This is a genomic window from Microcoleus sp. N9_B4, from assembly GCF_036701635.1.
Lineage (GTDB): Bacteria > Cyanobacteriota > Cyanobacteriia > Cyanobacteriales > Microcoleaceae > Microcoleus.
Window position 1 is genome coordinate 1 of sequence record NZ_JAUBRC010000091.1, and the last position, 8,472, is coordinate 8,472.

Consider the following 8,472-nt stretch of genomic DNA (forward strand, 5'->3'; position numbering starts at 1 on the left):
GTCGGAATTGGTGTTGGAGTTACCGATGGTGTCGGAATTGGTGTTGGAGTTACCGATGGTGTCGGAATTGGTGTTGGAGTTACCGATGGCGTCGGAATTGGTGTTGGAGTTACCGATGGCGTCGGAATTGGTGTTGGAGTTACCGATGGTGTCGGAATTGGTGTTGGAGTTACCGATGGCGTCGGAATTGGTGTTGGTGTTGGTATATCGTTATCAGTAATAACAACATCTTGGAAAGTGGTGCTGCCTAATGTGATGCCAGAGGTAGGATTACTAATAGTTAATGTGGCGGTTTCTGTGCCTTCGACTAAAGCATCATCAATTATAGTAAAGGTGGTAATTCCCGTAGTTTGTCCGCTAGGAATGGTAATGCTAGTATCGCCGAGGTTGTAATCTCCCGTGGTGATGTTAGTTCCTGAAATACCTAAGTTAACCGTTTGGTTGCTAGAAACGGCACTAGAAGTTGTAGCGGTAACGGTAATTGCGGTGGTACCAGCTTCATTACCTACATTACTGCTGACTGATAAGTTAACTGTAGGATTTGGGGCTACATCATTATCAGTAATATTGGCTGTTACCGGGGTAATAGCAATAGCGTTGTAGTTAGTATCGCTACTACTTGCTGCGTAACTAATCGTGCTAGTATGATTCCCTTCAACTAGGCTATCATCTACGGCTGTGACTGTGACTGTTTGCGCTACATTCCAATTAGCTGAAGTGAAGGTTAAGGTACTTGCACTACTGGTACTTTGACTGTCAGAATTAATGGCAATTGTGACATCATTTGTGGGTTGACTGTTTAATACGACTGTGTAACTATCAGTTGTACCGCCTTCGGAAATATCTGTGCTATTCCCAGATTGAGAAATGGTGACACCGGCAGTATCATTATCAGTAATATTGGCTGTTACCGGGGTAATGGCAATCGCATTGTAGTTAGTATCGCTACTACTTGCTATGTAATTGATAGTGCTAGTATGATTGCCTTCAACTAGGTTATCATCTAAGGCTGTGACTGTGACTGTTTGCGCTACATTCCAATTAGCTGAAGTGAAGGTTAAGGTACTTGCACTACTGGTACTTTGACTGTCAGAATTAATGGCAATTGTGACATCATTTGTGGGTTGACTGTTTAATACGACTGTATAACTATCGGTTGTACCGCCTTCAGTGATATCGGTACTATTCCCAGATTGAGTGATAGTGACACCTGCTACATCGTTATCAGTAATATCAATATTTTGAGTGGTTGTGCTGCCTAATACAATACCAGAAGTGGGATTATTAATAGTTAATGTGGCGGTTTCCGTACCTTCTACTAAAGCATCATCGACAACGGTAAAGGTCGTAGCACCTGTAGTTTGTCCGCTAGGAATGGTAATCGTAGTATTAGCAAGGTTGTAATCTCCGGGGATGATGTTAGTTCCTGAAATGCCTAAGTCAACGGTTTGATTACTAGAAACTGCACTAGAAGCTGTAGCGGTGACAGTAATTACCGTTGTTCCTACTTCAGTCCCGGCATTACTACTAACTGATAAGTTGACAGTTGGTGCGTTAACTGTTGTTGTAACTGCGGTGGCTGTATTATTAGTTTCATCACTTTCTGTAATGGTATTATTTGGATCGACAACTGCTGTACCACTGGTGAGAGTTACTGCACTATTCGGAGTGACATCTAAAGTCAGAGTGGCGTTACTACTGGCGTTGATGCTACCACCTGTAAATTTAGCAACTCCGCCGGTGGTTCCCGCGTAGGTGAAACCATTAGAAACAGTGGGAGTTCCGACTATAGAAAGTCCTGTGGGTAAAGTAAATTCTGCATCTACGCCTGTGGCATCAGCATTGCCAGTATTGTTAACAGTAAGAGTGTAGGTGAGGGGATTTCCTAATGTTACTGGGTCGGGAGAATCTGATAAGGTAATATTCAGGTCTACTGTGTCATCATTTTGAATAGTACCTGTAGCTGTAGCTGTGGAAATAATTGTTCCTGATGATGGAGTAGAAAGTGTAACTGTAAAGTCTTCGTCGGGTTCAATGGTGTTATCACCTGAAACGGGAATGGTGATGGTTTGAGTGGTATCTCCATTATTAAAGGTGACAGTACCAGAGGGGAAATTTCCACCGAAGTCTGTAGTATTAGCAGGGTTGGCTCCACTAGCAGTTACGGTATAATTTGCTGTACTAATCCCGCTAGTATTGAGTGTTCTAGTAACAGTAAATGTGAAGTTGGTAGTACCGCTATTACCTTCAGCTTGGCTGCTGTTGGCTGTGCTAATGGCAATATCACTAGGCAATTCATAGGCTCCAATGTCAGCGGCGGAACCTACTACACGGGGGAAACCTGTACCGCGTTGGTCTGTGGTGAGACTATTAGGATTAGTACCTGCGTCGATGGCAGGACTACCACTAACTAAGGCATGAGTTTGGGTGAGGCCGCCATTATTAGCTAAAGCGGCTAATTGAGGATTGACAGGGGTGGCAAAGGTGCCGACGATATTGCCATTGGTGCCATTAACAAAACTGCCGCTACCTTGATCGATGCCAATTAGGTTATTGCCATTGTCGGTGAAAGTGCCGGAGACATCTGGATTAATAGTTCCTGACCCCGCATTGTTGGGCGTGTCGAAGTTACCTGCCACAATGGTGTTTTGAACGTTGAAAGTGCCAGCCTGCCTGAAGATACCCCCACCATCACCTGCACCGTTATTGTCGCGGTCTGCCGTATTGTTGGTAACTGTGCTGTTGTTTAGGTTCGCTGTGCCGTTGTTGCTGATGATCCCGCCACCGTTGTTAGCAGCCGAATTGCCACTGATGGTACTGTTGCTCAGAGTGGTTGTGCTGGTGAAGTTGTAGACCCCGCCGCCATTGCTATTAGCTGTATTGCCGCTGATGGTGCTGTTGTTCAGGAAGGCTGTGCTGTTGCTGATCACAATCCCGCCGCCGCCAAAGTTAGCCGAATTGCCGCTGATGGTACTGTTGGTGATAGTTGCTGGTCTGGCTAGGGAGTAGATCCCGCCGCCGCTGCCATTAGTGGAATTGCCGCTGATGGTGCTGTTGGTTACGTTGAGCGTACTCAAGAAGTTGCTGAAGATCCCGCCGCCGTTGTTAGCAGCCGAATTGCCGCTGATGGTGCTGTCAATTATATCCATCCTGCGGCTGGTGTTGTTGTGGAGTCCGCCGCCGTTTAAAGTAGCCGAATTGCCGCTGATGGTGCTGTTAGTCACAGTCACTGTGCCGCCAAAGTTGTTGATCCCGCCGCCGTTGAAAGTAGCCGAATTGCCGCTGATGGTGCTGTTAGTCACTGTCAGCGTGCCGTTGTTATAGATCCCGCCGCCTTTGCCATTAGCAGCAGGAGCGCCAGTAGCTCTATTGCCGCTAACCGTGCTGTTGCTCAAATTTAGGGTACTGCCAGTTCCGACAGCAATGCCACCCCCATTAGTTATGATCCTGCCATTGGCAATAGTTATGCTGTCAATATTTGCTGTCGTTCCCGCACCGGAAATATTGAATACCTGCACCGCATTATTACCGCTGACTGTCAGGTTGCTCGCCCCTGGCCCATTAATAGTTACTGAGTCGGTAATGGGTAGCGCACCACTGGCATTGGTTAGTAGAATAGTGCCAGCGACTCCGGTAAGATCGATCGTATCCGCACCAGCAGTGTTGTTAGCTGCTGCGATCGCCTCTCGCAAGCTGATTCCGGCTCCGCCAGGAGTAGCATTTAGGGTAGTAATGTTGGTAGTAGTTCCATCTACTAGGTCGTCTAATGTAGTTACAATAACTGTAGCCATCTTTGCCTGCCCTTGATATATTTTTTGTCTTTGAATAAAGCTTGTGCTGATTATAGCTCAGCTAGCCAAGGTCTGTCTATAGCGCGTCTAAATCATTGGATTTAACTTAAAACATTGAACTATTTTTAATCTTCTGCAAACCCATTTAAGGCTTCAACAACGCGATTAAACACTTCCACCCAATCTCGCGATCGCGATTGCCGAAATAGTCGCATGGTAGGATACCAAGGAGTATCGTTTCTTTCTAACATCCATCTCCAATCAGGACTATAGCAAAGTAAAGTCCAAACTGGCTTACCTAATGCTCCTGCTAAATGAGCAACGGAAGTATCCACAGTAATCACTAAATCTAGTTGCGCGATCGCTCTTGCCGTATCCCCATAATCTCTCAGATAATAACTTAGATCGCAGACATTAAATTCTTGCAATTTTGCTACATCTGTCGGGTTAGTGACTTTTTGCAAGCTAAAGAAATCAATATTTTTTATATTCAAAATAGGCGCGAAATCATCTAATTGACAAGAACGATTGCGATCGTTTTTATGAGTAGGACTCCCACACCAAATAATTCCTACTTTTAATTTGTTAGACTGAGATGAATGTAGGATTTGGAAAACAACGTTTTGCTCCCTTGCTTCTAAATAAGGAATTTGAGCAGGGATTGTATCTAAAGTTGTACCCAGAATATGAGGTAAACTCATTAACGGAGCATAAACATCAAACTCTGATATCGCAATATCTCCCGGCGGAATCATCTTGTGAATGTGAGGAATCGTGGCAAATAATGGCATTAAATCGGGAATGCAAACTAAAATAATGCGACAGCTACTTTCAGCTACTAGAGGAATATAGCGAATAAATTGAATGGCATCTCCCGAACCTTGCTCGGTATGAATTAGAATAGTTTTACCGCTTAAATCGCTACCATCCCACAAAGGTTGAGGACAAATAAAAGGTGTAAATTTATTGGTTTGCCAACGCCACTCGCTTTCGGCAAAGCCTTGGGTATATTCTCCCATTTGTAATAATGCCATGCCTAAATTAAAATGTGCATCAGGAAATTGGTAGCGAATATCAATAGCTTTTTGGTAGTATTCTATGGCTTCATTTAATCTATGTTCGTGCTGGGAAATTATACCCAAATTATTGTAAGCTTCTGCATGATTGGGATTTGTCGCAATTACTTGTTCTAATTCGATAATCGCCTCTTCCCATTGCTCTTGTTCTAAATAAACCACTCCCAAATTATACCGTGCCATCAAACAATCTGGCTTAAGTTCTAGGCATTTCTGGTATTGCTGCATTGCTGCTTCCAAATTGCCTTGATTGTAGGCATCATTGCCCAAATTAAGTAAATATTCGGCATCTTCTGGTTGTAGAATCTTCTCAGTTAGTTCTACTTCTTGAAGTGCTGCATCGGGTAAAATATAGGTCGCACCCAAAAGTTGATCGTCCCAGTTAATAACTTCGGGAAATAGAAAGCCGGGAATAATACCAATGGCAAATATTTCTTGTACGCCACCTTCAAATCTTAAAAATGCGATGACTTCACCAGTGTTAATATTGACTACCCACACGCCACAATTACGTTCTGTGAGACTTTTAGTAATCGGTAATCCACTAAAAACGGCGGTTTCTCTAATTTGTGAAAGTCCAATAAAGGCTAAATTTTCCCAGAAAGCTAAACCGCGAGTGAAACCGGGAACTTGAGCAACTGCGATCAATTTTCCCGAACTTAAGTCAACTTTAGCTAAACTACCATTTCCTGATTCTAATACCCAAAGTTCCTCCCGATACCAGCGGGGAGAATGAGGCATAGATAAACCGCGACAGATAATTTCATTACTGGGAATATCAATAAGAATCCCCCCATTTGCTTTGTTTTTTCGCCACCCTGCGGCTTCATTTGTTTCGCCTAATGCTGTAATATATTGTGGTCGATTATTACGGATGCTTAAACCGTTAAGATGACAGCGATCGCTGAGATCGTAAGCATTAATAAAATTGGGCCGCCATCGCGGTACAAAACTATTAATTTTATCTAATGTACACAAACAGGAAAAACGGGTATTAATAAACCAAAGTTCATCATTAACATAAGCCATTTCGTGAATGTCAATATCCCCAGTAATATGAAGGCGGCGGGGTAGATAACAAGCGTCATGTTTGCCAACGGGTTCTAGCTTTGCCGCGACTGCTGGGACATTGCGAAGTTCTATAATTTGGTAAGCTGTACCAATGGCTAATTTTTCGCGATCGACGGCTAAACCCATTGGGCGATCGAAGGTTCTAAAATGGGTATTTATGGTATTATTGTCAGCACGGAGAACGATCAATTTACCAGCTTGGTAAGTAGAAACAACTAGAGAAATACCAAGTTGAGTTAAAATATTGGGGAAATTAGTTGTGTGAACGCTGGTTAAAGAAACATTTTGGGTATTCATGCGGCAAAATATAGATATTGGGCTCGATTTAAGTTTCAATTTAGAGCTAATAAATACCGAGGTTGATTTCTGTCAGCGGTATTTCTAGTTTGTGGGAGATGACACGCTAGATTCTTGACTGCTAAGAATTAGCAAAGTTCCATTCATGTCAGTGCTTGAGCTGGATCATTTACAAATCTTTATAAAAAGCAGCCTAGCAGTTATGTATTTGATACGATCGCGTTATATTTGAGATGTATAAAAATATGCCTCCAGATTCTATGAATAACGAACAAGCTACTTTCAATACAACCCACGAACACGAGATTTTTGGCGATCGCGATTTTCCATCTTGGTTAACCCAACAACAAATCAGCCTCGCCTGCACTACCTATCAAACCAACAGGTTAATGTTAATCGGCGCTGTGCCAGAAACGAACAGAATATCGGCTTTTTGGCGAATATTCGATCGCGCAATGGGACTTTACTGCACGCCGGAACGCCTTTATTTAAGTTCAAAATATCAACTCTGGCAATTAAATAATGTCTTAGAATCCGGGAAATTATACCAAGAATAAGATAAATTATATATACCAAGAATCGGTTATACTACAGGAGATATCGACATTCACGATATAGCTGTCGATAAAAATAACCAAATCATTTTTATTAGCACGTTGTTTAATTGTATCGCTACAGTGACCGATCGCCACAGTTGCAAACCTCTCTGGAAACCAAGTTTTATATCACAATATAAATGAAGACCGCTGTCACCTCAACGGTTTGGCAATGGTGGCTGGAGAGGTGAAATATGTCACGGCGTCGAGTCAGTCGGATGTGGTGGATGGCTGGCGCGATCGCAGACAAAACGGCGGTGTAGTTATCGATATCGAATCTAATGATATCATCGTCACAGGATTGTCAATGCCACACTCACCGCGCTGGTATCAAGATAAATTGTGGTTGCTGAATTCGGGGAGAGGGGAATTAGGTTATGTGGATTTAGACACAGGAAAATTTGAGGCAATTACGTTTTGTCCGGGATATGTCCGAGGACTAGCATTTTGGCAGAATTGGGCAATTGTTGGGCTCTCGAAACCTCGGGGAGGTGACAACACTTTTAGCGGTTTAGAATTGGATGAGTTGTTGCTAGCCAAGGATGCTGAGCCTCGCTGCGGTATAATGGTGATAGATTTGACTACTGGGGCGATCGTTCACTGGTTGCGTTTTGAAGGAACTGTCACAGAACTCTATGATGTGCAGGTGATTCCGACACTGCAAAGGCCGATAACTTTGGGTTTTCAGACTGAAGAAATTGCTCAGTTAATTACTTTGGAACTTTAACCGCAGATGGTGGCGGATGTACGCGGATGGACGCAGATAAATGTTTACAGGATTTACCCACGGGGTGTGAGAGGGTGTATTTAAGCGGGATTTGGTATTACTCAAGTATCGCGCCATCTAAGCTGGTTTTTCTTAAGTCTGTTCTCGCTAAATTTGCACCTCTTAAGTCAGCACCTGTTAAGCAAACATTGCTTAAATCTGCATAACTCAGATCGGCACCTTTGAGATTAGCATCTGATAAATTTGCTCCTGATAAATTCGCTCTCACAAGTTGCGATTTACTCAAGTTACAGCCACTCAAATTTGCCGATTGCATCTGTGCTGCCATTAAGTTTGCTTTGCTTAAATTAGTGCCGCTGAGGTTAGCCAAATTCAATTTAGCATAACTCAAATCAATGTTTTCCAAGCAAAGTTCGCTCAATTGCGCGCATCGCAAGTTAGCATTAATAAAAAACCTGTCTTCAATGGCATAACGGCGCAAAAATTCGTCAACTTCCAGCCGAATTAAAACCGGTTCGCAAGTATTTTGGTAGCACCACGATGTCTCCAGCAAACGGGCGGCTGCTTCAATGGCTACCTTGTCGCATTTAGGGATCACCAAACTATTGCATCCATCCCACTCACCGTTGAGCATGAATGCCATGTCAGAAGCTGCTGCATTTGAGTCGCATAGCAAAACGGTTTCTGGTTTGGGTTGCAGCCAGTTCATTAAACCAATCGAGCTCTTGTTTTTCACTGTTGATTCAGGGTTTGTGCGTCTTTCTTAATTATAGGTAAAAATATTGAAAACATTATGCACAAATTCGCTGCGGCTTCAGAGAATGAATTAATTGTGTTTGGTGCAGCCAGACCAGGATACCGCGATGCAGAAATTGCTCGCTGGATAGAATTTATGCAGGGGCATAATATCAAGC

The 8,472-nt window shown here is 43.2% G+C and carries 4 protein-coding genes and 1 pseudogene; 2 read left to right on the plus strand and 3 right to left on the minus strand.

Annotated elements, in window-relative coordinates; translation table 11 throughout:
• Together QUA43_RS30165 and QUA43_RS30170 are read right to left on the minus strand one after the other, a co-directional pair.
• Window positions 1-3,791 (minus strand): choice-of-anchor Q domain-containing protein (locus tag QUA43_RS30165; protein WP_333379398.1); only part of this gene is annotated, 3,791 nt, incomplete at its 3' end.
• A 125-nt stretch (window positions 3,792-3,916) separates the two neighbouring features.
• Complete coding sequence (locus QUA43_RS30170) at window positions 3,917-6,235, minus strand: TIGR03032 family protein (protein WP_333379399.1); 2,319 nt, start codon at window positions 6,233-6,235, stop codon at window positions 3,917-3,919.
• A 260-nt stretch (window positions 6,236-6,495) separates the two neighbouring features.
• Here QUA43_RS30170 and QUA43_RS30175 point away from each other — a divergent pair.
• Together QUA43_RS30175 and QUA43_RS30180 are read left to right on the plus strand one after the other, a co-directional pair.
• A pseudogene (locus QUA43_RS30175) lies at window positions 6,496-6,975 on the plus strand (DUF4915 domain-containing protein).
• A gap of 28 nt (window positions 6,976-7,003) precedes the next feature.
• Window positions 7,004-7,558: a DUF4915 domain-containing protein gene (locus QUA43_RS30180; RefSeq protein ID WP_333379401.1), complete on the plus strand. Its 555-nt coding sequence runs from the start codon at window positions 7,004-7,006 to the stop codon at window positions 7,556-7,558.
• 97 nt (window positions 7,559-7,655) lie between these two features.
• On the opposite strand, the gene QUA43_RS30185 is transcribed toward QUA43_RS30180, so the two are convergent.
• Entirely contained in the window at window positions 7,656-8,267 is a 612-nt protein-coding gene (locus tag QUA43_RS30185) for a pentapeptide repeat-containing protein (RefSeq protein WP_333379402.1), read from the minus strand.
• Between the last annotated feature and the right edge of the window lie 205 nt (window positions 8,268-8,472).

Excerpts from the sequence above, each read along its gene's own strand:
- QUA43_RS30170 (WP_333379399.1), bottom strand. The coding sequence starts at position 6,235 with ATGAATACCCAAAATGTTTCTTTAACCAGCGTTCACACAACTAATTTC.
- QUA43_RS30180 (WP_333379401.1), top strand. The coding sequence starts at position 7,004 with ATGGTGGCTGGAGAGGTGAAATATGTCACGGCGTCGAGTCAGTCGGAT.
- QUA43_RS30185 (WP_333379402.1), bottom strand. The coding sequence starts at position 8,267 with ATGAACTGGCTGCAACCCAAACCAGAAACCGTTTTGCTATGCGACTCA.